Raw genomic sequence first — 25,938 nt, 5'->3', positions numbered from 1 at the left:
TACGGGTCTCCCCCGCGTCGAGCGCGGCTTTACGAAACGTTGACCCCGAAGTCTAGAGCGATGCCCCGCAGGCCCGACGCGTACCCCTGCCCCACTGCACGGAACTTCCACTCGCCCCCGTACCGGTAGACCTCGCCGAAGATCATCGCGGTCTCGCTGGAGGCGTCCTCGGAGAGGTCGTAGCGCGCGAGTTCCTGGCCGTCCGCCTGGTTCACCACGCGGATGAACGCGTTCGTGACCTGGCCGAACGTCTGGCGGCGGGCGTCGGCGTCATGGATGGAGACCGGGAAGACGATCTTGTCGACCCGCTCCGGCACCAGGGTGAGGTCGATGAGGATCGACTCGTCGTCCCCGTCGCCCTCACCGGTGAGGTTGTCGCCCGTGTGTTCGACGGAGCCCTCGGGGCTCGTCAGGTTGTTGTAGAAGACGAAGTACTCGTCGCCGAGCACCCGGCCGTTCTGGCACAGCAGGGCGCTGGCGTCGAGGTCGAAGTCCGCCCCCGTCGTGGAGCGCGCGTCCCAGCCGAGCCCGATGAGCACCCGGGTGAGATTCGGTGCGGCCTTGGAAAGGGAGACATTTCCCCCCTTGGCGAGTGTGACGCCCATGATCGTGGTCCTCCCCGGACGACGGTGTGCTGACAAACCCGGTCTGCGCCGGTCCGCGCGGCCGCAAACCCGTCCGCGCGGTGGCACAACCCGGTCCGGCGCCGCACACACGGGGTGCGCGGCGCCGGACGGAGGTACGTACTGCGGTGGTGCTGCTGCCTCAGACGTTGACGCCGAAGTCCTGGGCGATGCCCCGCAGGCCCGAGGCGTAGCCCTGGCCGATGGCCCGGAACTTCCACTCGGCGCCGTTGCGGTACAGCTCGCCGAAGACCATGGCGGTCTCGGTCGAGGCGTCCTCGGAGAGGTCGTAGCGCGCGAGCTCGGTGTTGTCCGCCTGGTTCACCACGCGGATGTACGCGTTGCGCACCTGGCCGAAGCTCTGCTGGCGGCTCTCCGCCTCGTAGATCGAGACGGGGAAGACGATCTTGTGAACGTCGGCGGGCACGCCGGCCAGGTTCACCTTGATCGCCTCGTCGTCGCCCTCGCCCTCACCGGTGGTGTTGTCGCCGGTGTGCTCGACCGAGCCGTCGGGGCTCTTGAGGTTGTTGAAGAAGACGAAGTTGCCGTCGCTCGTCACCTTGCTCTGGTCGTTCGTCAGCAGAGCACTGGCGTCGAGGTCGAAGTCAACCCCGGTGGTGGTGCGAGCGTCCCAGCCCAGGCCGACGATGACCGCCGTCAGGTTGGGGGCGGCCTTGGTCAGCGAGACGTTGCCGCCCTTGCTGAGGCTGACTCCCACGGGTCCTCCATTGGTTGTGTGGGGCGGGGGCCCCGTCGTGCGGTTGCTACCGGATCAACGGTTCGATCCTAGTGACGGGTTCCCGGTCCGTACCGGTATTTCCCAGGCTGCCGTGCCGCTCAGATGCTGTCGAGGGCCTTGATGTACTCGTTCAGGTCGCGCGCGTCCGGCAGGCCGTTGACGACGGTCCAGCGGACGACGCCGTCCTTGTCGATGACGAAGGTGCCGCGGACCGCGCAGCCCTTGTCCTCGTCGAAGACGCCGTACGCCCTGGAGGTCTCGCCGTGCGGCCAGAAGTCGGAGAGCAGCGGGTAGTCCAGGCCTTCCTGCTCGGCGAAGACGCGCAGGGTGGGGACCGAGTCGTTGGAGACGGCCAGCAGCTGCACGTCGTCGTTCTGGAAGCGCGGCAGCTGGTCGCGCAGCTCGCACAGCTCACCCGTGCACACGCCGGTGAAGGCGAACGGGTAGAAGAGCAGGACGACGTTCTTCTCGCCGCGGAAGTCGGACAGCCGCACGGTGGCACCGTGGTTGTCCTTGAGCTCGAAGTCCGGAGCCTTGTTGCCGGCCTCGATCGCCATCTCTCGCATCCCTTCGTTGGGCTGTTCGGGTGAGGCCCCAGCCTAGTGAGGCCCCGGCAGGACCGTATCCGCGCGGGGGCCGCGGGAACAGCAGAAACCCCGCCGACCGGGGCCGACGGGGTTGATCCACTTGTCTGGGCGCGTGGCTAGCGCTTGGACTTGGCGGCCTTGGGGGTCACCAGCTTGCTGGCGGCCCACTCCTTGCCGACGCTGACGCTCTTCGTCTGCGACAGGCCCGCGGTCTGGGCGGCCTCGCTGATGTCGCTGGCCTCGACGTAACCGGGACGACCGGTCTTGGGGGTCAGCAGCAGGATCAGGGCGCCGTCCTCCACCAAGTTGATGGAGTCGACCAGCGTGTCCGTCAGATCGCCGTCTTCGTCCCGGAACCAGAGCAGCACCGCATCGGCGACGTCGTCGTACTCCTCGTCGACGAGGTCGCTGCCGATGTGATCCTCGATGGCCTCACGGAATTCCTGATCGACGTCATCGTCGTAGCCGATCTCCTGGACCACCTGTTCGGACTCGAAACCCAGCCTGGAAACCAGACTGGTCTCCGCGTGGTCCGCGGTCGCGCTCACGGGGTGCCTCCTGCTCATGTATCGGTGAATGTCTTCGGCCGCGCGCGTACGCGCAGCATTGGGCGTAGTCCACACGGACGCGGCGGATCGCGCAAGTGGCCCGACGGCCGAGACCGTCGAAACGGTGACGATTGCGGCCGTCTCGCCGCAACTCCAGGCACTCCCGTGGTGACCACTGGTGATTCATGCCACACCATTCCAGCACCATGAGGGGTGCTTGAGGACTTTCCTACCTCTTTGAGGGACGAACGGCCTTACGAACCTCGTAAACCACTTGAGCGTAAGGTTGCGATCTGTCCGGACCGTCCCTTCTCGCGCCTCCCGGACCCGCGGTGTGGTGGCCCTCGGATTTCGCGAACCCGCGGTTCGAGGGGTTGCCTAGCGGTAAAGATGACGATTCTGGCGCAGCGGTACACGATGGGAGGCGGTGTGACCCAAGGCACGCCTCCCCCGACAGCGAAGGAACAGCGTGGCTTCCGCATCCGATCGTAATCCGATCATCATTGGCGGCCTGCCGAGCCAGGTCCCGGACTTCGATCCGGAGGAGACCCGGGAGTGGCTCGACTCCCTGGACGCCGCCGTCGACGAGCGGGGCCGCGAGCGTGCCCGCTACCTGATGCTGCGGCTGATCGAGCGGGCCCGCGAGAAGCGCGTGGCCGTGCCCGAGATGCGCAGCTCGGACTACGTCAACACGATCGCCACCAAGGACGAGCCGTTCTTCCCCGGCAACGAGGAGATCGAGCGCAAGGTCCTCAACGCCACCCGCTGGAACGCGGCCGTCATGGTCTCGCGCGCCCAGCGGCCGGGCATCGGCGTGGGCGGCCACATCGCCACGTTCGCCTCCTCCGCCTCCCTCTACGACGTGGGCTTCAACCACTTCTTCCGGGGCAAGGACGAGGGCGACGGCGGCGACCAGATCTTCTTCCAGGGCCACGCCTCCCCGGGCATCTACGCGCGCGCCTACCTCCTGGACCGGCTCTCCGAGCAGCAGCTCGACGCGTTCCGCCAGGAGAAGTCGAAGGCCCCGTACGGCCTCTCCAGCTACCCGCACCCGCGGCTGATGCCGGACTTCTGGGAGTTCCCGACCGTCTCGATGGGCCTGGGCCCGCTGGGCGCGATCTACCAGGCCCGGATGAACCGGTACATGGAGGCGCGCGGGATCGCGGACACTTCCAAGTCCCACGTTTGGGCGTATCTGGGCGACGGCGAGATGGACGAGCCGGAGTCGCTCGGCCAGCTGTCGATCGCCGCCCGCGAGGGCCTGGACAACCTGACCTTCGTCGTCAACTGCAACCTCCAGAGGCTCGACGGCCCGGTGCGCGGCAACGGCAAGATCATCCAGGAGCTGGAGTCGCAGTTCCGCGGGGCCGGCTGGAACGTCATCAAGCTGATCTGGGACCGCTCCTGGGACCCGCTGCTGGCGCAGGACCGCGACGGCATCCTCGTCAACAAGATGAACTCGACGCCGGACGGGCAGTTCCAGACGTACGCCACCGAGACCGGCGCGTACATCCGCGAGCACTTCTTCGGCGGCGACCAGCGGCTGCGCTCGATGGTCGAGAACATGTCCGACCAGCAGCTGCTGCACCTGGGCCGCGGCGGCCACGACCACAAGAAGATCTACGCGGCGTACGCGGCGGCCAAGGCCCACAAGGGCCAGCCGACGGTGATCCTGGCCCAGACGGTCAAGGGCTGGACGCTGGGCCCGAACTTCGAGGGCCGCAACGCGACCCACCAGATGAAGAAGCTGACGGTCGACGACCTCAAGCGGTTCCGCGACCGCCTGCACATCCCGATCACGGACGCCCAGCTGGAGAACGGCGCCCCGCCGTACTACCACCCGGGCCCGAAGTCGCCGGAAATCGAGTACATGCACGACCGCCGCAGCGCGCTGGGCGGCTACGTGCCGACCCGCGTGGTGCGCGCGAAGCCGCTCCAGCTGCCGGACGACAAGACGTACGCCACGGCGAAGAAGGGCTCGGGCCAGCAGTCGATCGCCACCACCATGGCCTTCGTCCGCATCCTGAAGGACCTGATGCGGGACAAGGAGATCGGCAAGCGCTTCGTGCTGATCGCGCCGGACGAGTACCGCACCTTCGGCATGGACGCGTTCTTCCCGAGCGCCAAGATCTACAACCCGCTGGGCCAGCAGTACGAGGCGGTCGACCGCGACCTGCTGCTCGCGTACAAGGAGTCGCCGACCGGCCAGATGCTGCACGACGGCATCTCGGAGGCGGGCTGCACCGCCTCGCTGATCGCCGCGGGCTCGGCGTACGCGACGCACGGCGAGCCGCTGATCCCGGTCTACGTCTTCTACTCGATGTTCGGTTTCCAGCGGACCGGCGACCAGTTCTGGCAGATGGCCGACCAGCTCGCGCGCGGATTCGTGCTGGGTGCGACCGCCGGACGGACGACTCTGACCGGTGAGGGCCTCCAGCACGCGGACGGCCACTCGCAGCTCCTGGCGTCGACCAACCCGGGCTGCGTGGCCTACGACCCGGCGTACGGCTACGAGATCGCGCACATCGTCAAGGACGGCCTGCGCCGCATGTACGGCCCGGACGCCGAGGACGTCTTCTACTACCTGACCGTCTACAACGAGCCGATCCAGCACCCGGCCGAGCCGGCGGACGTCGACGTGGACGGCATCCTGAACGGCATCCACCGCGTCTCCGCCGGCCGGTCCGGCACCATCCCGGCGCAGCTCATGGCCTCGGGCGTGGCGGTGCCGTGGGCGCTGGAGGCCCAGCGGATCCTCGCCGAGGAGTGGGACGTCAAGGCGGACGTCTGGTCGGCGACCTCCTGGAACGAGCTGCGCCGCGACGCCATCGAGGCGGAGGAGCACAACCTGCTGCACCCGGAGGAAGAGGAGCGCGTGCCCTACGTGACGCGCAAGCTCTCGGGCGCCGAGGGGCCGTTCGTGGCGGTCTCGGACTGGATGCGGGCCGTACCGGACCAGATCTCCCGCTGGGTGCCGGGCGCGTACACCTCGCTGGGTGCGGACGGCTTCGGCTTCGCGGACACCCGCGGCGCGGCCCGCCGGTTCTTCCACATCGACGCCCAGTCGGTGGTGCTGGCGGTCCTCACCGAGCTCGCGAAGGCGGGCAGGATCGACCGCTCGGTGCTGAAGCAGGCGGTCGACCGGTACCAGCTGCTGGACGTCACCGCGGCCGACCCGGGCGCCGCGGGCGGCGACGCGTAACCGACGGACGCCTGACCGAACGACGCACGACCGGCAGGCGCGTCACGAGAGACGCATCACCGCGGAACGGCGCGCCACCGCGGAACAGCAGGTCGCAGCGGGTCCCCGGCACGGCCGGGGGCCCGCTCGTCCTTACGGGTTCCCTACGATGCCCGCATGAAGGAACAGCCCGCACAGCTCCGCTGGGAGCGGCACACCCAGGTCCCGCTGCTGGCGTGCGCGATCGCGTTCGCCGTCGCGTACGCCGTGCCGATCATCGCCCCCGACGCACGTCCCGCCGTGCACGAGGGCTGCATGCTGGTGGAGTGGCTCGTGTGGGCGGCCTTCGCGCTGGACTACCTGGTGCGGATGGGCCTGGCGGAGGACCGCCGCCGGTTCGTCCGCACGCACTGGCTGGACCTGGCCGCGGTGCTGCTGCCGATGCTCCAGCCGCTGCGGCTGCTGCGGTTGGTCTCGACCCTGATGCTGGTGGGCCGGCGGGCCCGGATGGCCCCGCAGATCAAGCTGACGACGTACGTGGCGGGCGCGGTGGTCGGGCTGCTGATGTTCGGCTCGCTCGCGGTGCTGAGCGTCGAGCGGGACGCCCCCGGCGGCAACATCAAGAACCTCGGGGACGCCGTCTGGTGGTCGTTCACGACGATGACCACGGTCGGGTACGGGGACCACGCGCCGACCACCGGGCTCGGCCGGGTGCTCGCGGTCGGCCTGATGCTCTCCGGGATCGCGCTGCTCGGTGTGGTGACCGCGAACATCGCCGCCTGGTTCATCTCTCGCTTCGAGCGCGACGACCGGGAGGAACGGCTCCAGACCGCCGCGATCCGGACCCTCACCGACGAGGTCCGGGCGCTGCGGGCCGAGGTGGCCCGGCTGTCGGAGAACGCCCCCTCCGCGCTCTCCGTACCGCCGGTCCCCGCTCCGCAGACACCCGTCCCCGCCGGCGCCCCCGCGCCGCTCTCCCCGGGCCGGGAGACCGCCTAGGACGGCCCGGTGCTGTGACAGGCAAGGTTCACGGCGCTAGGTCTCCCAGACCTTGAAGGCCCGCACCTGGTACGGGGACTGGGGCAGCCAGACCCCGTCCCCCGGGTAGGTCTGGAACTCGCCGGTCTCGGCGCACTCGGCCGACTGGTACGTGGTCACCGGCCGGCCGGTGCGGTTGGCCAGGGCCTGCACCGTGCGGCCGGCGGGCAGCGGGACGCAGCTGTCCACGTCGAGCCCGCTGAGTTCGTGGACCGTCCGCCCACCCGTGAAACCGGGTTTGACCCACAGGCACAGCTGCCCGGTGGCGCAGGGCCCGAGCCCGGGCGGTGCGGCGGCCCGGGCCTGGGGCGCGGGCCGGTGCGCCGGGGCGGCCTGGGCGGCGGGCGAGCCGCTCGGCAGCAGGGCGGTGGCGGTCAGCACCGCGGCGGCGAATGCCGTGGAAATCGTGCGCATCCGAAGTCAACTCCTCACACGGCGTATTGCCCGCACGGGTGGTCCGGTGGACCGAGAGCCGGTGCGTTCGCCGTTGGCCCCCACGCTGACCTGCGCGGATGGCCGGGCGGAAGGGCTTGCCGGCAGTTCCACCCTGATAGGCGACAACCGCATCGGACAGCTCCGGCGGGGCGGCGGCGGGTACTGGAGTTGACGTCGGGGAACCTTCCGGCGCCCTCGCGCGTGATGGTCCGGCCCCGCCCGTCGCCGGAACGGAAGCCGCCGTCCCGCCCGCCGGTAAGGTGAGCCGCCCACGGGGCGGGCGACGGGCGGGGGCGGCGAGCGGCGGGCACGGGCCCCGGACAGGGAAACAGAGGACGGCAGTGGTGATGACGCAAGAGCGGACCGGGGCCCCGGCGGCGCCGGCCGGCCTCCGCGAACGCAAGAAGCAGCGGACCCGCGACGCCCTGCTGCGCGCCTCCCTCGTGCTGTTCACCACGAAGGGGTACGAGGAGACGACCGTCGACGAGATCACCGAGGCCGTCGACGTCTCGCAGCGCACCTTCTTCCGCTACTTCGCCAACAAGGAGGAGGCCGCCTTCGCGGTCCAGGACCTGGTCGAGTCCCACTTCATGGCGGCGCTGCGGGCCCGGCCGGCCGCGGAGAACCCGTTCGCGGCCCTGCGCGCCGCCGTGCTCGGCGCCTGGGACGGCATCGAGGAAGCCCTCGCGGACGTGGTCCCGGTGGACCTCTACCTGCGGACGTACCAGGTCATCGAGTCGACGCCGGCGCTGCTCGCCGTCCACCTGCGCCGCTCCACCGAACTCGACGAGGAGATCGCCCGGATCGTCGCCGCCCGCGAGGGCCTCGACGTGGACGCGGACCCCCGGCCGCGGGTGGCCGTCGCCGCCTTCTCCGCCGTGATGCGGGTGACGGGCCGGCTCTGGGGCCGGGGCGAGGACGTCAGCGTGGCCGCGATCCGGCGGCTGACCGAGGACCACCTCGACCACCTCGCTCCGGCGCTCGCCGCCGACTGGCGGGCACCCGCCGCGCACGGAGCGTGACCCTCGCCGGGGCGGCCGGTCCGATTTCGGTGGAGAACCGTGCAGCGCCGGTGACCCTCCTCACCCGGTGCTCCGATCGCGCGCCGGGTCTCCTAGGCTGATGGACAGTGAACTCCTCCGGCTTGGCGCTTGCCGCGGGGCCCGCCGCTCCCGGGCATCTCGCGCCGCCCCACTCCACCGCCCCCTCCGTGCGGCGCGCCCTGCTCGCGCTCGCGGTGGTCTTCGTCCTGCTCGCCACCACCGGCTGGACGGCGCTGCACCGCTCCGATGACGGCGGCGCGCCCCTGGCCGCGGCCCTCACGTTGTGGAACCGCGGCCGGATCGACGGCCGTCCGCTGCCGTCCTCCGACGCGCCCGCGCCGGTGATCGCCCGGTTCTTCGCGCGGCTCGACCCGGGCCAGCGGTCCCGGCTCACCGAGCGGCACCCGCTGGCGGTCGGCAATCTCAACGGTGTTCCGGTCGCGGTCCGCTACCGGGCCAACCGGCGGGCCGTGCAGCAGGCCCTGCGCACCGCGCGGGCCGACGCCGGGGACTTCCGGCTGGCGCCGGGCGACCGCGAGCAGGCCGGCCGCCGGGCCCACCGCTTCGAGTCGCTGCTCGGCGGCGACCGGCAGCTCCTCGCCTTCGACCCCACCGGCGGCGGCCGGGCCGCCGAGGTCTTCGGCGACCTCGACCAGGCCCGCCGGGTCTCGGTGATCGTCCCCGGCGTCGACACCAACCTGCTCACCTTCGAGCGCACCGCCCGCCGCTACACCGCGCCCGTCGGCATGGCCGAGGCGCTGTACGGGGCCGAGCACGCGGCCGCGCCGGAGGTCCGTACGGCGGTCATCGCGTGGGCCGACTACACCGCCCCGACCGGGCTCGGCATGGACGCCGCGACCGGGCGGCTCGCCGTCGACGGCGCGCGGCGGCTCAAGGCGCTGGTCGGCGCCCTGCCCGGACGCTCGTCGGTGGCCCTGTTCTGCCACAGCTACGGCTCGGTGGTGTGCGGGGTCGCTGCGCGCGGCCTGCCTGCGCGGGTCACCGATCTGAGTGTCGCCGGTAGCCCCGGCATGCGGGCCGGCGGCGTCGACGACCTGGACACGTCCGCCCGGGTGTGGGCGATGCGGGACGGCGGCGACTGGATCGCGGACGTGCCGTACCTGGAGGTCGGCGGGCTGGGCCACGGCGCGGACCCGGTGGCGCCGGAGTTCGGGGCGCGCCGGATCTCTTCGGCAGGCGCGAAGGGCCATACCGGTTACTTCGAGCCAGGCACGGTGTCGGTGGACAATCTGGCACGTATCGGAACCGGCACCTACGGTTCCGTGGTGTGCGCCGAGGACGATGCCGGGTGTCGCGGCGGAATTTCCGGCACGCAAGGGTACTGACACGCGTACATGCGGGAAAATCGCCCCCGGCAGTGGGGAGGACGCCGGTGGGGAGGCCGCTTACGATGAGCCGCATGGGTGAAGTACTGGCCGGAAATCATGCCGTGTGGGAGTTTCACTCGGATTCGGTGCTCATCCGCTTCGAACGGGGAATCCGCACGCCGCGGTTGTGGTCTGCGCTGGGCGAACGGCGCATCCCGTACGACGCGTTGACCGCCGTGACGCTGAAACCCGGGAAGCGGGACACCGTGGTGCTGCGCGCGGTGCCGCGGCCCGGCGCCGATCCGCTGATGGAGGCCGCCGCGGGACAGCTGCGCGAGCACTGCGACCCGTACCGGCTGGTGCTGCCCGGCGAGCGGACCGCGGCCGCCGCCGGGCTCGCCGACGAGCTGCGCGCCGCGATGCCGTCCGACTCCGCCGGGCCCGCAGCCCGCTTCCTGGTCCCGGCGCCCGAGGCGCCGGTCACCTTCAAGGGGTACGACGCGAAGGCCTCCTTCGACGGCTCGGCGGTGGTCTTCCGCTGGTCGCGCACCGGCGCCTCCAGCGTCAAGTGGAAGGCCGGCGACCAGTACTTCGCGCTGGACGGTCTCTGCGGGGTGCAGTGGCGCACGCCCGAGGCGCCCGGCGGCCACCTGCGCCTGCTGCCCCGCGGCGCCGCGCCGGCCGCCGGCGCGGGCGGCACGCCGGGCACGTCGGACCCGGGCGGGCCGGGGGGTGCGGCCGCGGGGGCCGTACCGCCCGACCAGGACCCGGCGGCGGTGCTGTTCGGCCTGGGCTACGGCCCTGTGCACGAGTCGCTGCCCTTCGCCGCCGCCGTGCTGCGGGCGGTACGCGGCCGGAGCCCGGCGCTGCCGGTCGCGGCGGTACGCCCGTCCCGCCGCGACCCGGCCGACATCGCCGAGCGCATCCGCCACCTGGGCGAGCTGCACGGCGCCGGACTGCTGACGGACGCCGAGTTCAGCTCGAAGAAGGCGGAGCTCCTGGCGGAACTCTGACGCCGCCACCGGGGCGCGCGGGGCCGCAGACCACGCGGGGCTCCGCCGACGCCCGAGGCGATATCAGCCTCGCCGGCGTTTGAGGCGCGGGGTTTGGGGCGGAGCCCCAAGACAACCCGGCTGACGCCGGGCACCGGGCTCCGCCCGGACCCGCTCCTCAAACGCCGGAGGGGCTGGATGGTGCCGCCTGGGCAAGGGGCACCTCTCGGGCGCCGGCGAGGCTGGATGGTGCCGCCTGGGCAGGGGGTACCTCTCGGGCGCCGGCGAGGCTCGATGGTGCCGCCTGGGCAAGGGGGTGCCTCTCCGGCGCCGGCGAGGCTGAGCGTTGCCTCAGGCCTCGCGGGCCGCGGAGGTGGAGCTCATGTCGGGGTACCGGTCGCCGGCCACCGCGGCGGCGATCGGCTCCAGCCGGGCCAGCTCCTCCCCGCCGAGCGTCAGCGCGACCGCGCCGAGGTTCTCGGCGAGGCGCTCGCGCTTGCGGGTGCCGGGGATCGGCACCACGGTCAGGCCGGCGTGCACCTGTGCCCGCTGGTGCACCCAGGCCAGCGCGACCTGCGCCGGGCTCGCCCCGTGCGCGGCGGCTATCTCCCGTACGGGCTCCAGCAGCGCCGCATTGGCCTTGGCGTTGTCGCCGGTGAAGCGCGGCTGGAACGCGCGGAAGTCGCCGACGGACAGGTCGGTGCCGGCGTCCGTGAAGGCACCGGTCAGGAAGCCCCGGCCGAGCGGCGAGTACGGCACGAGGGCCACGCCGAGTTCGGCCGCCGCAGCCACCGCGCTGATCTCCACGTCCCGACTGAAGAGCGACCACTCCGACTGGAGGGCCGCGATCGGGTGCACGGCGTGCGCCTCGCGCAGCTCCGCCCCGGTGACCTCGCTCAGCCCGAGGTGGCGGACCTTGCCCTCGGCCACGAGTTCGGCCATCGCGCCCACCGATTCGGCGAGCGGCACGGCCGGGTCGCGGCGGTGCATGTAGTAGAGGTCGATGTACTCGACGCCCAGCCGCCGCAGGCTGTCCTCGACGGACTTCCGCACGTATCCGCGGTCGTTGCGGATGCCCCGGTACTGCGGGTCGTCGGTGCGCTCGATGGCGAACTTCGTCGCGAGCACGATCTCGTCGCGGTGCGCGGCGACGAACGGGGCGAGGAACTCCTCGTTGCGCCCGCGGCCGTAGATGTCCGCGGTGTCGAAGAGCGTGACGCCCGACGCGAGCGCCGCGTCGAGGGTGGAGCGGGCCGCCGCCTCGTCGGTGTCGCCGTAGAACTCGCTCATGCCCATGCAGCCGAGTCCCTGGACGCCGACCAGCGGGCCGCCCGTGCCGAGCTCCACCTGCGCGATCCTGCCGTTGGTCAACACTGTGGTGCCTCTCCGGTGTAGAAACCGATCTTGTGGTCGAGTACCGCGAGCGTGCCGGTGAGTTCGTCGATCCGTGCCCGGACGTCGCGCCGGGTCCGTTCCAGCAGCTCGCGCCGTTCGTCGAAGGTGTGCGCGCCCTCCCGGACGAGCTCCGCGTACCGGACCATGTCCGCCACCGGCATCCCCGTGGTCCGCAACTTGCCGACGAACGCCAGCCAGTCCAGGTCCGCGTCGCTGAACCTCCGCTGCCCGGAGTGCGACCGGTCCACGTGGGGCATCAGGCCGATCCGTTCGTACCAGCGCAGCGTGTGCTGGGTCAGACCGGTGCGGGCCGCGACCTCGCTGATCGTGTACCGGGTCTCCGTCAGGCTCATGTGACCACGCTAAAAGGTTCGAGTGCACTCCAAGCAAGTAGGCTCGGAGGCATGGAGAGCCTGCGGATGATCGAGAACTGGCCGGTACCGACCGCGGCGGCGGCCGTCGTACGGGCCGACGGCACCGTCGTCGGGAGCCGGGGCCCGGTCGACCACCGATTCGCGCTGGCCTCCGTCACCAAGCCGCTCGCCGCGTACGCCGCGCTCGTCGCGTACGAAGAGGGTGCGATCGAGCTCGACGAGCCGGCGGGCCCCGAGGGTTCGACCATCCGCCACCTGCTCGCCCACACCAGCGGCCTCGCCTTCGACGAGCACCGCGTGATGGCCCCGCCCGGGCAGCGCCGGCTGTACTCCAACGCCGGTTTCGAGGTGCTCGGCGACCACATCGCCAAGGCCACCGACATCCCGTTCGCCGAGTACCTGCACCAGGCGGTGCTGGAGCCGCTCGGCATGACCTCGACCTCGCTCGACGGCTCGCCCGCCAAGGACGGCGTCTCCACCGTCGCCGACCTGCTGCGCTTCGCCGCCGAACTCCAGGCCCCCCGGCTGCTGGACGTGCGTACCGTGGCCGAGGCCACGGCCGTGGTGCACCCCGGCCTCAAGGGCGTGCTGCCCGGCTACGGCCACCAGTCCCCCAACGACTGGGGGCTGGGCGTGGAGATCCGGAACGGCAAGTCCCCGCACTGGACGGGGCAGCGGTCCTCGCCGCGCACCTTCGGCCACTTCGGGCAGGCCGGCACCTTCCTGTGGGTGGACCCGGACGCGCGGGCCGCGTGCGTCGCGCTGACCGACCGCGCGTTCGGACCGTGGGCGGTCGACGTTTGGCCGGTGTTCACGGATGCGGTGCTGGCCGAACTCGCCACCGGCCACTGAGAGGCAGATCACACCCCGACTGCTGGCGATCTGTCGGGTTCCGGCGGTTCGTCCCCGTCGCGTGGCGCAATTCGATCGGTAGATTCCGTTTCTCATCCCCCTGGGAACACGGAGACCACCGGTGCGCACGCGCAGAATCTGGGTGACGGCCGCGACCGTCGCCACCGGCATCATCGGCGTACTCACCCTCCAGGGGGTGACCGGAGTCGACGTCCTCGACGGCGAGGGGGACGGCAAGGCGCAAGGCGCCGCCGGCCCCGGACCGGTGGTGTCGAAGGTGCGCACGGCCGGCCTGTCCGTGGCCGGCAACCGCGCCACCTTCAAGGACGAGGACACCAAGGCCTTCAGCATGCTCGCCGTGTCCTGGGCCGACCCGGCCCGCCGGGTCGACGGCACGATCCAGGTCCGCACCCGCTCCGAGAAGTCCGGCGACTGGTCGCAGTGGCTGGACCTGGGCTCCGAGGGCGAATCCTTCAACGACGGCGCCGCCCGGCGCGGCCTGCGCGGCGTCTCCGAGCCCGCCTGGACCGGCCCGTCCGACGGCGTCGAGGTCCGGGTGACCGGCAAGGGCGCCGCACTGCCCGCCGGGCTGCGCCTGGACATGGTCGACCCGGGCCGCTCCCGGGTGCTGCGCGCCGAGCCCGCCGCCTTCGCCGTGGACGCGGCCGAGGGCGAGGGCGCCGAGACCGAGGGACCGACGCAGACTCCGGAGGCCTCCCCCTCGCAGAGCGCCGAGGAGTCCGCCGCGCCCACGACGCCGGCCGCCACCGAGCCGACCGCTCCGGCCACCTCGGCGGACCCGTCCACCTCGCCCACCGCGAGCACCGGCCCGTCGGCCTCCGCCTCCGCCTCGGCTTCCGCTTCCGCCTCGGCGACGCCCAGCCCGAGCGTCTCCACCACTCCGCCGCCCACCGCGCCGGTCTCCACCGTTCCGCAGCCGGCCTTCGTCACGCGCGCCCAGTGGGGCGCCGACGAGTCGATGAACGACGAGGCCCCCACCTACGGCAAGGAGGTCAAGGCCGTCTTCGTGCACCACACCGCGCAGAGCAACACGTACACCTGCGCGGACTCCGCGGCGATCGTGCGCGGCATCCACACGCTGCACGTGAAGACGAACGGCTGGAAGGACGTCGGCTACAACTTCCTGGTCGACAAGTGCGGCACGATCTTCGAGGGCCGCAAGGGCGGGCTCGACCTCCCGGTCATCGGCGCCCACACCATGGGCTGGAACACCGACACCACCGGCATCTCCGTCATCGGCAGCTACACGGACATCGACGCCTCGGCCGCCGCCAAGACCGCCGTGGCCCGCATCGCCGCCTGGAAGCTCGGCCAGTACAAGTACGACCCGAACAGCACGGTCGCCATGACCGCCGCGATCAGCAACGGCAAGTTCACCGCCGGCCAGAGCGCGACCTTCCAGCGGATCTCCGGCCACCGCGACGGCTACGCCACCGAGTGCCCCGGCACCACCCTCTACGGGCAGCTGCCCACGATCCGCTCCTGGGCCGCCGGCCCGGCCGCCGGACCCACCGTCAAGTCCGTCACCGGCGCGAGCCTGTCGGGCTCCGCCTACTGGACCAAGAGCGCAATCACCGTCGGCTGGACCGCCACCACCCCGGCCGCGCTGCTCACGAAGAACGAGCTCCTCGTCGACGGCAAGCCCGTGGCCACCACCGGCGGTGCGGCGACCTCCGCCGGCGCCTCCCTCGCCCTCGGCAGCCACCAGGTGCAGGTCCGCGCCACCCACCAGTCCGGCCGCACCGCGCTGTCCCCCGCGGTCACCGTCATCGCCGAGACCACCGCTCCGACCTTCACCACCAAGCCCTCGCTGGCCCTGCGCGCCGGCACCGTGAACACCACCGCGGTGCCCGTCACCCTCGCGTGGAAGGCCGCCGACACCGGCGCCCTCAAGGACGTGCGCCTCACCGCGCCGCTCACCGCGGGCTTCGCGGCGACCACGCTGAGCTCCGCGCAGACCGCCAAGTCGGGTGTGGCCACCACCTGGACGCTGACCGCCGCCGACCACGCCGGCAACACCGCCGCCGCGTCCGTCGCGGGCACCCCGGTGATCCTCCAGGAGACCTCCGCGGTGCGGACCGGCACCTGGACCAGCCGGTCCTCCAGCAGCTACCTGGGCGGCACCTCGCTCTCCAGCGCCTCCGTGAACTCCAGCCTGACCTGGAGCTTCACCGGCCGCTCGGTCGCGTGGACGGTGTCCCGCGCCGCGACCTCCGGCCAGGCCCACGTCTACGTGGACGGGGTGAAGACCGCCACCGTCGACCTGAAGTCGGCGACCACCAAGTACCGGGACGCGATCTTCACCAAGACGTGGCCGACCAGCGCCGCGCACAAGCTGAAGATCGTCGTCGTGGGCACCGCGGGCCGCCCCACCATCACCACGGACGGCATCGTCTACCTGAAGTAGCCCGCCCCACCCGGCCCGGGGACCGCCCGCCTCAGGCGGGCAGTTCCCACACGAGGAGCTCCCCCGGGGTGAGCGCGCGGATCTCCAGGCCTTGCCCGCCGGTGATCCGCGCCGAGTCCCCGGGGGCCAGCGGCACCGGGGACCCGGCGTCCCCGGCCAGCTCCACCTCGCCCGCCACCACGTGCACGTACACCCGCGGCGCGTCGGGCAGCGCCGTGCGCTCCCCCGCCCCGGGCCGCCGTACGTGCAGCACCGCGCCCGCCGTGGGCACCTCGTACGGGGTGCCGTCGGCGAGGCCGCGGACCACCTCGTACCCGGGCGCGCCGCCCGGCTCCACCGGGCTCAGCCACATCTGCACGAAGCGCAGCGGGAGTTCGCCGTCGTTGCGCTCCACGTGCCGCACCCCGGAGGCGGAGCTCAGCCGCTGCACGTCGCCGGGGCGCAGCACCGTGGCGTGGCCGCCGGAGTCCCGGTGGGTGAGTTCGCCCTCGGTGACCCAGGTGACGATCTCGGTGTGGCTGTGCGGGTGCTCGTCGAACCCGGCGCCCGGGGCGAGGCTCTCCTCGTTGCAGGCGAGGATCGCGCCGAAGCGCAGGTTGTCGGGGTCGTAGAAAGCCCCGAAGGAGAAGGCGTGCCGGGTGGCGATGCCCGCTTCCGCGTCTCCGCCCCGGTAGCGGTCGGCGCCGCGCCGTACGTCAATCATGGGAGCCACCGTAGCCCCGGCCCTCCGCCGGGGCGGTCGGATAAGGCAGTCTTGTCCCGTGCCCCAACCAGATCGTGAGCCCTCCCCGGAGTCCCCCGCGGCCCCGGCGCATCCTGCCCATCCCCACGCCGCAACCCTGCGCCGGCTGGAGAAGTCCTCCGGCCGCCTCGCCGCGAACGCGATCGCCCGCATGGACGAGATGCTGCCGTGGTACCGGGCGATGCCCCCGGAGAACCGGTCGTGGATCGGTCTGGTCGCCCAGGCCGGCATCGCTGCCTTCACCGAGTGGTTCCGGCACCCCGAGACCCCGCAGGCCATCTCGACCGACGTGTTCGGGACGGCTCCCCGGGAGCTGACCCGGGCCATCACGCTGCGCCAGACCGTCGAGATGGTGCGCACCACCATCGAGGTCATGGAGGCGGCGATCGAGGAGGTCGCCGCGCCCGGCGACGAGTCGACGCTGCGCGAGGCGCTGCTGGTCTACGCCCGGGAGATCGCGTTCGCGACCGCCCAGGTGTACGCGCAGGCCGCCGAGGCGCGCGGCGCCTGGGACGCCCGGCTGGAGTCCCTCGTCGTCAACGCGGTGCTCTCCGGCGAGGCCGACGAGGGCGCGCTCTCGCGGGCGGCGGCGCTGGGCTGGAACTCTCCGGAGCACGTGTGCGTGGTCCTGGGCACGGCCCCGGACGGGGACAGCGAACTGACCGTGGAGGCGATCCGGCGGGCCGCCCGGCACGCCAAGCTCCAGGTGCTCACGGGGGTGCTCGGCGACCGGCTGGTGGTCATCGCGGGCGGCAGCGACCAGCCGATCCAGGTGGCGAAGTCCCTGATCGGGCCGTTCGCGCACGGTCCGGTGGTGGCCGGTCCGGTGGTGCCGGACCTGCTGGCGGCGACCCGCTCCGCGCAGGCGGCCGCGGCCGGCCTGAAGGCCTGTACGGCCTGGCAGGACGCCCCGCGTCCGGTGCTCGCGGACGATCTCCTGCCGGAGCGCGCGATGGCGGGAGACCCCTCGGCGCGCGAGCAGCTGGTGGAGGAGATCTACAGACCGCTCGAAGAAGCGGGCTCGGCTCTGCTGGAGACGCTGAGCGTCTATCTGGAGCAGGCGAGCAGCCTCGAAGGCGCAGCTCGGATGCTGTTCGTACACCCGAACACGGTGCGCTACCGGCTCCGACGTGTGACAGACGTCACCGGCTGGTCACCCTCTGATGTCCGTTCCGCGTTCACACTGAGGATCGCCCTGATCCTCGGACGTCTGGCCGAGGGCGATCTTCAGTCCTAGACTTTTGTCGGACATCAACAATTCCCCCGACGGTTCTTGGTCCCTGTCCCCACGGGCGGCGCGGACCATCCACAAGAGAGAGTGTGAGGGTGCTCGTACTCGTCGCTCCCGGCCAAGGCGCTCAGACGCCCGGCTTCCTGACCCCCTGGCTCGAACTGCCCGGCGCTGCTGACCGCATCGCCGCGTGGTCGGACGCCATCGGGCTCGACCTTGCCCACTACGGCACCAAGGCAGACGCGGACGAGATCCGCGACACCGCGGTGGCGCAGCCGCTGCTCGTCGCGGCCGGCCTGCTGTCGGCCTCCGCCCTGGGCTCCCTCGCGGGCTTCGGCGCCGTCGCCGGCCACAGCGTGGGCGAGATCACCGCGGCCGCCTACGCGGGCGTCCTCGACGACACCGCGGCGCTGCAGCTCGTGCGCACCCGTGGCCTGGCGATGGCCGAGGCCGCCGCCGTCACGGAGACGGGCATGGCCGCCCTTCTGGGCGGCGACCCCGAGGTGACGCTCCCGCACCTGGAGAAGCTGGGGCTGACCCCGGCCAACATCAACGGTGCCGGCCAGATCGTGGCCGCGGGCACCGCGGAGCAGATCGCGGCCCTCGTGGCGGACAAGCCCGAAGGTGTCCGCAAGGTCGTCGCCCTCAAGGTCGCGGGCGCCTTCCACACGCACCACATGGCTCCGGCCGTCGCGCAGCTGGAAGCGGCCGCGCAGGCCCTCGAGCCCGCCGACCCGGCGCTGACGTACGTGTCCAACAAGGACGGCCGGGCCGTCTCCTCGGGCGCCGAGGTCGTCGCCCGGCTGGTGGGCCAGGTGGCCAACCCGGTCCGCTGGGACCTGTGCATGGAGACCTTCAAGGAGCTGGGCGTCACCGCGATCGTCGAGGCGTGCCCCGGTGGCACCCTGACGGGCCTGGCCAAGCGCGCCCTGCCGGGTGTGGCCACGCTGGCGCTGAAGACGCCGGACGACCTCGAGAAGGCCGCCGCGCTCATCGCCGAGCACACGGCCTGAGAGAAGGAGCCCACCGCATGTCGAAGATCAAACCTGCTCAGGGGTCTCCGTACGCCCGCATCCTCGGGGTCGGCGGCTACCGCCCGACCCGCGTGGTGCCCAACGAGGTCATCCTCGAGACGATCGACTCGTCCGACGAATGGATCCGTTCCCGTTCGGGCATCACGAGCCGGCACTGGGCCTCGCCGCAGGAGACCGTCGCCGCCATGTCCGTCGAGGCGGCCGGCAAGGCCCTCGCGGACGCCGGCATCTCGCCGGAGCAGATCGGCGCCGTGATCGTCTCGACGGTCTCGCACTTCAAGCAGACTCCCGCGGTCGCGACGGAGATCGCGGACCGGATCGGCGCGGGCAAGCCGGCCGCGTTCGACATCTCGGCGGGCTGCGCGGGCTTCGGCTACGGGCTGACCCTGGCCAAGGGTCTGGTCGTCGAGGGCTCGGCCAAGCACGTCCTCGTCATCGGCGTGGAGCGGCTGTCCGACCTGACCGACCTCGAAGACCGCGCGACGGCCTTCCTGTTCGGCGACGGCGCGGGCGCCGTGATCGTCGGCCCCTCGGACGAGCCGGCCATCGGCCCCACCATCTGGGGTTCCGAGGGCGACAAGTCCGAGACCATCAAGCAGACCGTGCCGTGGGACCAGTACCGCAGCACGGACACCGCCGAGAAGTTCCCGGCCATCACGCAGGAGGGTCAGGCGGTCTTCCGCTGGGCCGTCTTCGAGATGGCCAAGGTGGCCCAGCAGGCGCTCGACGCGGCCGGCATCACCGCCGACGACCTGGACGTCTTCATTCCGCACCAGGCCAATATGCGGATCATCGACTCGATGGTGAAGACTCTGAAGCTGCCGGAGCACGTCACGGTCGCCCGTGACGTCGAAACGACCGGCAACACCTCGGCCGCCTCGATTCCGCTCGCGATGGAGCGGCTCCTGGCGACCGGACAGGCGAAGAGCGGCGACACCGCGCTCGTCATCGGCTTCGGGGCAGGTCTCGTGTACGCCGCGACGGTCGTTACCCTCCCCTAGGCGCTCCGCTACCCGGAACGCCGCGCACCACCACGCAACACCTTTCCAAAAGCTATCGAAGGAGCGCCACATGGCCGCCACGCAGGAAGAGATCCTCGAAGGTCTCGCGGAGATCGTCAACGAGATCGCCGGCATCCCGCAGGAGGACGTCCAGCTCGACAAGTCCTTCACGGACGACCTGGACGTCGACTCGCTGTCCATGGTCGAGGTCGTCGTCGCCGCCGAAGAGCGCTTCGAGGTCAAGATCCCGGACGAGGACGTCAAGAACCTGAAGACCGTCGGCGACGCCGCGGCCTACATCGCCAAGCACCAGGGCTGACCTGGCCGAGCGTTTGTCGCCACCCGGCGGTGGCGCCGTGACAAATTCAGCACCCCTTACACGTGGAGAAAGAATTCCTGTGAGCCAGACCAATCGCACCGTGGTCGTCACCGGTATCGGCGCAACCACACCGCTGGGTGGCGACAGCGCATCGACCTGGGAAGGCCTGCTCGCGGGCCGCTCCGGCGTCGGACCCCTGGAGGGCGAGCGCTTCGCCGACCTCCCGGTCCGCATCGCCGCGCAGGCCGCCGTCGACCCGAGTGAGGTCCTGCCCCGCCCGCTGGCGCGCAAGCTGGACCGCTCGGCGCAGTTCGCGCTGATCGCCGCCAAGGAGGCGTGGGCCGACGCCGGCTACACCGCCCCCGCCGGCGAGGACGCGTCCATCGAGCCCGAGCGCCTGGGCACCGTGATCGCCTCCGGCATCGGCGGCGTGACGACCCTGCTCGACCAGTACGACGTACTGAAGGAAAAGGGTGTGCGCCGGGTCTCCCCGCACACCGTCCCCATGCTCATGCCGAACAGCCCGTCGGCCAACGTCGGCCTGGAGGTCAACGCCCGTGCGGGCGTGCACACTCCGGTCAGCGCGTGCGCGTCGGGCGCCGAGGCCATCGGCTACGCCGTCGAGATGATCCGCACCGGCCGCGCCGACGTGGTCGTCGCCGGCGGTACGGAGGCGGCGATCCACCCGCTGCCGATCGCGGCCTTCGCCAACATGATGGCGATGTCCAAGAACAACGACGAGCCCACCAAGGCCTCGCGCCCGTACGACAAGGGCCGTGACGGTTTCGTGCTCGGCGAGGGCGCCGGCGTGATCGTCCTGGAGTCCGCGGAGCACGCCGCCGCGCGCGGCGCCCGCGTGTACTGCGAGGTGCTCGGCCAGGGCCTGTCCGCCGACAGCCACCACATCGCGCAGCCCGAGCCGACCGGCCGCGGTGTCGCCGCCGCGGTGCAGAACCTGCTGGACAACACGGGTCTGAAGCCGTCCGAGGTGGTTCACCTCAACGCGCACGCCACGTCGACCCCGCAGGGTGACAGTGCCGAGATCAAGGCGCTGCGCAAGGTGCTGGGCGACGACCTCGACCACGTGGCGGTCTCCGCGACCAAGTCGATGACGGGTCACCTGCTCGGTGGCGCCGGCGGTATCGAGAGCGTCGCGACCGTGCTGGCGCTGTACCACCGGCTGGCCCCGCCGACCATCAACGTCGACGAGCTCGACGAGGACATCGACGCCGACATCGTCGTGGGCGAGCCGCGCAAGCTGCCCGAGGGCACGATCGCGGCGATCAACAACTCGTTCGGCTTCGGCGGTCACAACGTGACGCTGGCCTTCCGGTCGGTCTAGTCACCGCGCTCCCCGCACACAGCGAGAAGGCCCGCCCGGTTCTCCGGGCGGGCCTTCTCGCTGTGCCGGTGTGCGGGTGCTCAGACGACCTGGTGGAGCCAGCGCACCGGGGCGCCCTCCCCGGCGTACCGGAAGGGCTCCAGTTCGTCGTCCCAGGGCTTGCCCAGCAGCATGGCGATCTCCGCCTCCAGATCGGTCTCACCTCCCGCGGCCCGGGCCAGCGCGGCGCGCAGCCGGTCCTCCGGGATCAGGATGTCCCCGTGCATGCCGGTGACGGCATGGAAGATGCCGAGTTCGGGGGTCGAGCTGTAGCGCTCGCCCTCGGCGGTGGCGCAGGGTTCCGCCGTCACCTCGAAGCGCAGCAGGTGCCAGCCGCGCAGCGCGGAGGCGAGTTTCGAGGCCGTGCCGGCTTCCGCCTTCCAGGAGAATTCGGCCCGCCAGGTGCCCGGCGAGGCGGGCTGTCTGATCCAGTCGAGATGCACCCGTGCTCCGAGCACGGCCGCTACTGCCCATTCCACGTGCGGGCAGAGCGCGCGCGGAGCGGAGTGCACGTACAGAACTCCACGTGTCGTCACCGGGACCTCCAGTGTGGGACGAGGTTCGCCTTCCCCAGCGGCCTCGTGCCGTTGCCGTTCCCGAGGTCACCCATTGTAAACAACATTGGGAGTGAATCTCCTGAAAACGGACAGTATGTGACGTGATGTAATTTACCGGAACCGATCTGACAGTGCGCCACCGGTGGAGCGCGCGGGCGGCCACAGCGCCCTCACGGGGAAAAGCTACCGTGCGCCGGGGGCCCAGGTGTGACGTACGGTCGGTCCGGAGACAGGGAAACATCGACCTTTCACTCAGCAGGACGCCGCGGCGGACCACCCGGCGGCAAGGGAGGGCACCACCGGATGCGGAACACCACGCGAAGCGGCCGTCCGCTCACCGCCCTTGGCACGGCGGCGGCGCTCGCAGCCGTGCTGGTGGGGGCGGTCACGGGCTGCTCGGCAGGGTCCGGCGAGGGCCCGGGGACGCGGGCGGACGTGGCCGGCGCCCGGCCCCCCGCCAAGGCCGCCCCGGTGTGGAACCGGCAGCCGTCCTCCATCGCCGCTGTGGGTGACTCCATCACCCGCGGATTCGATGCCTGTTCGGTTCTCGCGGACTGCCCCGAGGCGTCCTGGGCCACCGGGAACGACCCGGCGGTACGGAGCCTGGCGAGCCGGCTGCTCGGCAGTGCGGGGGCAGCCGGCCGCAGCTGGAACTTCGCCCGCACCGGGGCCCGGATGGCGGACCTGCCCGCGCAGCTCGCGGAGGCCGCCGAGCAGCGGCCGGAGCTGGTCACCGTGATGGCCGGGGCGAACGACGCGTGCCGGACCACGACCGCCTCGATGACCCCGGTCGGGGAGTTCCGCTCGGACTTCGAGAAGGGCCTGGCCGAGCTGCGCAGGTCGCTGCCCAAGACCCAGGTGTACGTGTCCAGCGTGCCGGATCTGCTGCGATTGTGGGACCAGGGCCGCGGGAGTCCGCTGGGGCGGCAGATCTGGAAGCTGGGCATCTGCCCGTCGATGCTGGCGCACCCGGAGGCGGTGGACGCGGCGGCGGCCAGGCGGCGGGCCGCGGTGCAGGCGCGGGTGGTCGCGTACAACGGGGCGCTGCGCGAGGTCTGCGGCCGGGATCCGCTGTGCCGGTACGACGGGGGCGCGGTGTTCCGGTACCCGTTCACCGCCGCCCAGTTGAGCCGGTGGGACTGGTTCCACCCGGGCAAGGACGGCCAGGCCCGGCTCGCGGAGCTGGCGCACCGGCAGGTGACGGCGGCGGGCCCGCCGGCGTAGCCACCGGGAGCACCTTCAGCCTCGCCCGGGGGTCCCCCCGGACGGAGTCCGGGGGAGTTTGAGGCGCGGGTCCGGGCGGAGCCGGGTTGCCTTGGGGCTCCGCCCCAAACCCCGCGCCTCGAACGCCGGCGAAGCTGGATTGGGCGCTGCCCAGGCCCGCGCCTCGAACGCCGGCGAGGCTGGGGGGCGGGAGGGGCTGCGGCCTTCAGATCTCCAGGGTGGCCGTCAGTCGGATGTCGGCGAGCGAGCGGCCCGCCTGGACGTCGTAGCCGCCGGGGATCCGCGACCAGCCGCCGGCCGCCTCGTCCCAGATCTCGAAGGCCCGGGCGGGCAGCGCGATCTCGGCTTCGACGCTCTCGCCGGGGCCGGCCTCGACGCCGGCGAAGGCGGCCAGCCAGCGGGCCGGGCGGTCCGCGGTGTCGTCCACGGGCGCCAGGTAGATCTGGACGACCTCGCGGCCGGGGCGGGCGCCGGTGTTGCGGACGCGGACCCGCGCGGTGGCGCCGGTGACCTCCAGGGACTCGTAGGTCCAGTCGGTGTAGCCCAGGCCGTGGCCGAAGGCGTACGCGGGGGTCACGCCCGCCTTCTCGTAGCCCCGGTAGCCGATGAAGAGGCCTTCGCGGTAGTCGAGGCGGCCGTCCTGCGGGGTGACCTCGGTGACCGGGGCGTCGGCGAGGGCGGCGGGCCAGGTGGTGGGCAGCCGGCCGCCGGGCTCGGCGGCGCCGAGCAGGACGTCGGCGAGGGCGGCCCCGCCTTCCTGGCCGGGGAACCAGGTCAGGAGCACCGCGGCGACCTCGTCGCGCCAGGGCAGTTCCACCGGGGAGCCGGCGTTGACGATCACGACGGTGTTCGGGTTGGCGGCGGCGACGGCGCGCACCAGGTCGTCCTGGCGGCCGGGCAGCGCGAGGTCCTGCCGGTCGAAGCCCTCGGACTCGACGCGTTCGGTGGTGGCGACGACCACGACCGCGGTGTCGGCGTCCCGGGCGTCCCGGGCCGCCTCGGCGATCAGCTCGTCGGCGTCCCGGCGCGGGCCGAGGTGCAGCAGCGAGAACATGACCGCCTTGAGCGGGACCGCGGACAGGTCGGGGACCTGGTAGCGCAGCGACACCTCGACCGGCTCGCCCTCGGTGAGGACGATGCGGCCGCGCTCGCAGGGGGCGCCGAAGAACGCCTCGAAGGGGTCGGCCTCGCTGCCGAGTTCCTGGACGCCCTCCCACAGCCGCTCGCCGCCGACGGTGAGGGCGAAGCCGCCCAGGCCCCGGGTCCCGAAGGAGTGCTCGCCGCTCTCGCGGGGCACGAAGGTGCCGGTGACCTCGATGGCGGCCATCGTGTCGTACGTGACGCCCGCGGGCAGGTCGTCGCCGATCCACTGGACCTGGCCGGAGGGCAGGCTGCCCTCGCCGATGACGGCGCCGGACGCGTCCCGGCACACCGCTCGGAGGGTGAAGCCCTGGTCGGCGGGGGCGAGTTCGTCGGAGGGGTCGGCGCCGAGGGTGTAGGTCAGGGCGCTGCCGGGGTGCCCGGCGAGGGCGGCGGTGAGGCCGTCGAGCGGGGAGACCACGTACGCGGGGAAGACGGTGGCGGAGCCGCCGCCGAGGATCCGGGCGTCGCGGGCGGCCGCGCCGGACAGGGCGATCCGGCCGGGTGCGAGCGGCAGCGCGGCGTTCTCGTTGCGTACGAGGACGAAGGCGCGGCGGGCGATCTCGCGGGCCAGGGCCGCGCCGTCGACGGTGGCGGGCGGTTCGGTGACGGCGGCGGGGGCGCCGTCGAGGACGCCGACGCGGGCGGCGAGGCGCAGGACGTTGCGGACGGCTCCGTCGACGGCGGACTCCGGGACCTCACCGGCGCGGACGGCCTCGGCGAGTGCGGGCCCGTACACGGTCTGCGGGCCCGGCATGGCGACGTCGAGGCCGCCGAGGACGTCGCCGGCGGTGGCGCGGGCGGCCATCCAGTCGGAGACGTTGAAGCCGTCGAAGCCCCATTCCCCGCGCAGGACTTCGTTGACGAGGTAGCGGTGCTCGGTCATCGTCGTGCCGTTGACCTGGTTGTACGCGGTCATGATGCCCCACGGGTGGGCGTTGGCCACGATCGCTTCGAAGGGGGCGAGGTACATCTCGCGCAGCGGGCGCGGTGCGATCCGGTTGTCGACGGTGAAGCGGTCGGTCTCGGCGTCGTTGGCCACGAAGTGCTTGACGGTGGTGCCGACGCCGCCCTCCTGGACCCCGCGGACGTAGCCGGTGCCGATCTCGCCGGTGAGGTAGGGGTCCTCGGAGTAGCACTCGAAGTGGCGGCCGCCGAGCGGGGTGCGGTGCAGGTTGACGGTGGGGGCGAGGAGGACGTGGACGCCCTTGCGGCGGGCTTCCTGGGCGAGGAGGCTGCCGGCCCGGCGGGCCAGCCCGGGGTCCCAGGCGGCGGCCAGCGCGGTCGGCGAGGGGAGCGCGACGGACGGGTCGTCGGCGGTCCAGCGCACGCCCCGGACGCCGATCGGGCCGTCGGACATGACGAGGGACTTCAGCCCGATCTCGGGGAGCGCGGGAAGGGACCACATGTCCTGGCCGGCGAGCAGGCGGGCCTTGGTGTCGAGGTCGAGCTTGCCGAGCGCCGCCTCGACGGCGTCGGCGCGGGCCCGGTCGGCCGCGTCGTCGGCGGCCTGGGGTTCGCGGGCCTGCGGGGCTGCCTTGTCGGCTCGGGCGGTGGCCTGAGCGGCCTGGGTGGTGGCCTGGGTGTCGGTCGCGCGTGCCACGGCCTGCCTCCTCGGTGAGTGCGGTGCGGGGTGCCGCCCATCGTGGCGCGATTACCTGTAGAGCGGTAGGCGATGTTATCTTTTCGTAATATCAAGATGCCGTACGGTCCTCCTGACGGCGAGCGGAACCGCCCGCACGGCAC

At 72.2% G+C, this 25,938-nt stretch carries 23 protein-coding genes; 13 read left to right on the top strand and 10 right to left on the bottom strand.

Features of this window, described 5'->3' with window-relative positions; all coding sequences use genetic code 11:
• Positions 1–29 precede the first annotated feature (29 nt).
• From OG764_RS24620 to OG764_RS24605, 4 genes are all read right to left on the bottom strand, one after another.
• A complete protein-coding gene (locus OG764_RS24620) occupies positions 30–605 on the bottom strand; it encodes a TerD family protein (protein ID WP_328970597.1) in 576 nt (191 codons plus the stop codon).
• 160 nt (positions 606–765) lie between these two features.
• Positions 766–1,341: a TerD family protein gene (locus tag OG764_RS24615; RefSeq protein ID WP_328970596.1), complete on the bottom strand. Its 576-nt coding sequence runs from the start codon at positions 1,339–1,341 to the stop codon at positions 766–768.
• A gap of 119 nt (positions 1,342–1,460) precedes the next feature.
• Positions 1,461–1,919: a peroxiredoxin gene (locus OG764_RS24610; protein ID WP_328970595.1), complete on the bottom strand. Its 459-nt coding sequence runs from the start codon at positions 1,917–1,919 to the stop codon at positions 1,461–1,463.
• 146 nt (positions 1,920–2,065) lie between these two features.
• Positions 2,066–2,497 carry a DUF3052 domain-containing protein gene (locus OG764_RS24605; RefSeq protein WP_328970594.1) on the bottom strand — a complete coding sequence of 144 codons (432 nt, stop codon included), beginning with the start codon at positions 2,495–2,497 and terminating at the stop codon, positions 2,066–2,068.
• 469 nt (positions 2,498–2,966) lie between these two features.
• Here OG764_RS24605 and aceE point away from each other — a divergent pair, with 469 nt between their 5' ends.
• Together aceE and OG764_RS24595 are read left to right on the top strand one after the other, a co-directional pair.
• Positions 2,967–5,699, top strand: coding sequence for a pyruvate dehydrogenase (acetyl-transferring), homodimeric type (gene aceE, locus OG764_RS24600; RefSeq protein ID WP_328970593.1), 2,733 nt, complete (start codon positions 2,967–2,969; stop codon positions 5,697–5,699).
• 156 nt (positions 5,700–5,855) lie between these two features.
• Positions 5,856–6,677 carry a potassium channel family protein gene (locus tag OG764_RS24595; protein WP_328970592.1) on the top strand — a complete coding sequence of 274 codons (822 nt, stop codon included), beginning with the start codon at positions 5,856–5,858 and terminating at the stop codon, positions 6,675–6,677.
• 36 nt (positions 6,678–6,713) lie between these two features.
• Here the strand turns inward: OG764_RS24595 and OG764_RS24590 are convergent, their stop codons facing one another.
• On the bottom strand, positions 6,714–7,130 hold the full coding sequence (locus OG764_RS24590; RefSeq protein ID WP_328970591.1) for a peptidase inhibitor family I36 protein: 417 nt from the start codon (positions 7,128–7,130) through the stop codon (positions 6,714–6,716).
• A 368-nt stretch (positions 7,131–7,498) separates the two neighbouring features.
• On the opposite strand from OG764_RS24590, the gene OG764_RS24585 reads away from it, so the two are divergent.
• The 3 genes from OG764_RS24585 to OG764_RS24575 all read left to right on the top strand — a co-directional run bounded on the left by OG764_RS24585 (position 7,499) and on the right by OG764_RS24575 (position 10,535).
• Complete coding sequence (locus OG764_RS24585; RefSeq protein ID WP_328970590.1) at positions 7,499–8,173, top strand: TetR family transcriptional regulator; 675 nt, start codon at positions 7,499–7,501, stop codon at positions 8,171–8,173.
• Positions 8,174–8,388: 215 nt separating this feature from the next.
• Positions 8,389–9,540: an alpha/beta hydrolase gene (locus OG764_RS24580; protein ID WP_328973148.1), complete on the top strand. Its 1,152-nt coding sequence runs from the start codon at positions 8,389–8,391 to the stop codon at positions 9,538–9,540.
• Between the two features lie 74 nt (positions 9,541–9,614).
• Positions 9,615–10,535 carry a DUF4429 domain-containing protein gene (locus OG764_RS24575; protein ID WP_328970589.1) on the top strand — a complete coding sequence of 307 codons (921 nt, stop codon included), beginning with the start codon at positions 9,615–9,617 and terminating at the stop codon, positions 10,533–10,535.
• Positions 10,536–10,865: 330 nt separating this feature from the next.
• Here the strand turns inward: OG764_RS24575 and OG764_RS24570 are convergent, their stop codons facing one another.
• Both OG764_RS24570 and OG764_RS24565 read right to left on the bottom strand, forming a co-directional pair.
• The gene (locus OG764_RS24570; RefSeq protein ID WP_328970588.1) at positions 10,866–11,885 is read right to left on the bottom strand and encodes an aldo/keto reductase; all 1,020 of its coding nucleotides are present in this window, start codon (positions 11,883–11,885) and stop codon (positions 10,866–10,868) included.
• Positions 11,882–12,262, bottom strand: coding sequence for a MerR family transcriptional regulator (locus OG764_RS24565; RefSeq protein ID WP_328970587.1), 381 nt, complete (start codon positions 12,260–12,262; stop codon positions 11,882–11,884). The genes OG764_RS24570 and OG764_RS24565 overlap by 4 nt, the downstream gene beginning before the upstream one ends.
• Positions 12,263–12,313: 51 nt before the next feature.
• Between OG764_RS24565 and OG764_RS24560 the strand changes: the two genes are divergently transcribed.
• Both OG764_RS24560 and OG764_RS24555 read left to right on the top strand, forming a co-directional pair.
• Positions 12,314–13,135, top strand: coding sequence for a serine hydrolase domain-containing protein (locus tag OG764_RS24560; RefSeq protein ID WP_328970586.1), 822 nt, complete (start codon positions 12,314–12,316; stop codon positions 13,133–13,135).
• A gap of 121 nt (positions 13,136–13,256) precedes the next feature.
• Entirely contained in the window at positions 13,257–15,563 is a 2,307-nt protein-coding gene (locus OG764_RS24555; RefSeq protein WP_328970585.1) for an N-acetylmuramoyl-L-alanine amidase, read from the top strand.
• Positions 15,564–15,594: 31 nt separating this feature from the next.
• Here OG764_RS24555 and OG764_RS24550 read toward each other — a convergent pair whose 3' ends face one another.
• Complete coding sequence (locus OG764_RS24550; RefSeq protein ID WP_328970584.1) at positions 15,595–16,266, bottom strand: pirin family protein; 672 nt, start codon at positions 16,264–16,266, stop codon at positions 15,595–15,597.
• On the opposite strand from OG764_RS24550, the gene OG764_RS24545 reads away from it, so the two are divergent.
• The 5 genes from OG764_RS24545 (at position 16,265) to fabF (ending at position 21,232) form a co-directional block, all read left to right on the top strand.
• A complete protein-coding gene (locus OG764_RS24545; RefSeq protein ID WP_443056031.1) occupies positions 16,265–17,542 on the top strand; it encodes a PucR family transcriptional regulator in 1,278 nt (425 codons plus the stop codon). The genes OG764_RS24550 and OG764_RS24545 overlap by 2 nt on opposite strands.
• An 89-nt stretch (positions 17,543–17,631) precedes the next feature.
• Positions 17,632–18,549 carry an ACP S-malonyltransferase gene (locus OG764_RS24540; RefSeq protein WP_328970582.1) on the top strand — a complete coding sequence of 306 codons (918 nt, stop codon included), beginning with the start codon at positions 17,632–17,634 and terminating at the stop codon, positions 18,547–18,549.
• A 17-nt stretch (positions 18,550–18,566) separates the two neighbouring features.
• Positions 18,567–19,571: a ketoacyl-ACP synthase III gene (locus tag OG764_RS24535; protein WP_328970581.1), complete on the top strand. Its 1,005-nt coding sequence runs from the start codon at positions 18,567–18,569 to the stop codon at positions 19,569–19,571.
• A 70-nt stretch (positions 19,572–19,641) separates the two neighbouring features.
• Positions 19,642–19,890, top strand: coding sequence for an acyl carrier protein (locus OG764_RS24530; RefSeq protein WP_328970580.1), 249 nt, complete (start codon positions 19,642–19,644; stop codon positions 19,888–19,890).
• 79 nt (positions 19,891–19,969) lie between these two features.
• Positions 19,970–21,232, top strand: coding sequence for a beta-ketoacyl-ACP synthase II (gene fabF, locus OG764_RS24525; protein WP_328970579.1), 1,263 nt, complete (start codon positions 19,970–19,972; stop codon positions 21,230–21,232).
• Between the two features lie 80 nt (positions 21,233–21,312).
• Here the strand turns inward: fabF and OG764_RS24520 are convergent, their stop codons facing one another.
• Positions 21,313–21,807 carry a DUF3145 domain-containing protein gene (locus OG764_RS24520; protein WP_328970578.1) on the bottom strand — a complete coding sequence of 165 codons (495 nt, stop codon included), beginning with the start codon at positions 21,805–21,807 and terminating at the stop codon, positions 21,313–21,315.
• A 324-nt stretch (positions 21,808–22,131) separates the two neighbouring features.
• Here OG764_RS24520 and OG764_RS24515 point away from each other — a divergent pair, with 324 nt between their 5' ends.
• On the top strand, positions 22,132–23,052 hold the full coding sequence (locus OG764_RS24515) for an SGNH/GDSL hydrolase family protein (protein ID WP_328970577.1): 921 nt from the start codon (positions 22,132–22,134) through the stop codon (positions 23,050–23,052).
• 205 nt (positions 23,053–23,257) lie between these two features.
• Here the strand turns inward: OG764_RS24515 and OG764_RS24510 are convergent, their stop codons facing one another.
• A complete protein-coding gene (locus OG764_RS24510) occupies positions 23,258–25,795 on the bottom strand; it encodes a beta-glucosidase (protein ID WP_328970576.1) in 2,538 nt (845 codons plus the stop codon).
• Positions 25,796–25,938 lie beyond the last annotated feature (143 nt).

Source organism: Streptomyces sp. NBC_00239, assembly GCF_036194065.1.
Taxonomy (GTDB): domain Bacteria; phylum Actinomycetota; class Actinomycetes; order Streptomycetales; family Streptomycetaceae; genus Streptomyces.
Note: the sequence above shows the minus strand (reverse complement) of the source record. Positions and strands in the feature narration are given on the sequence as shown.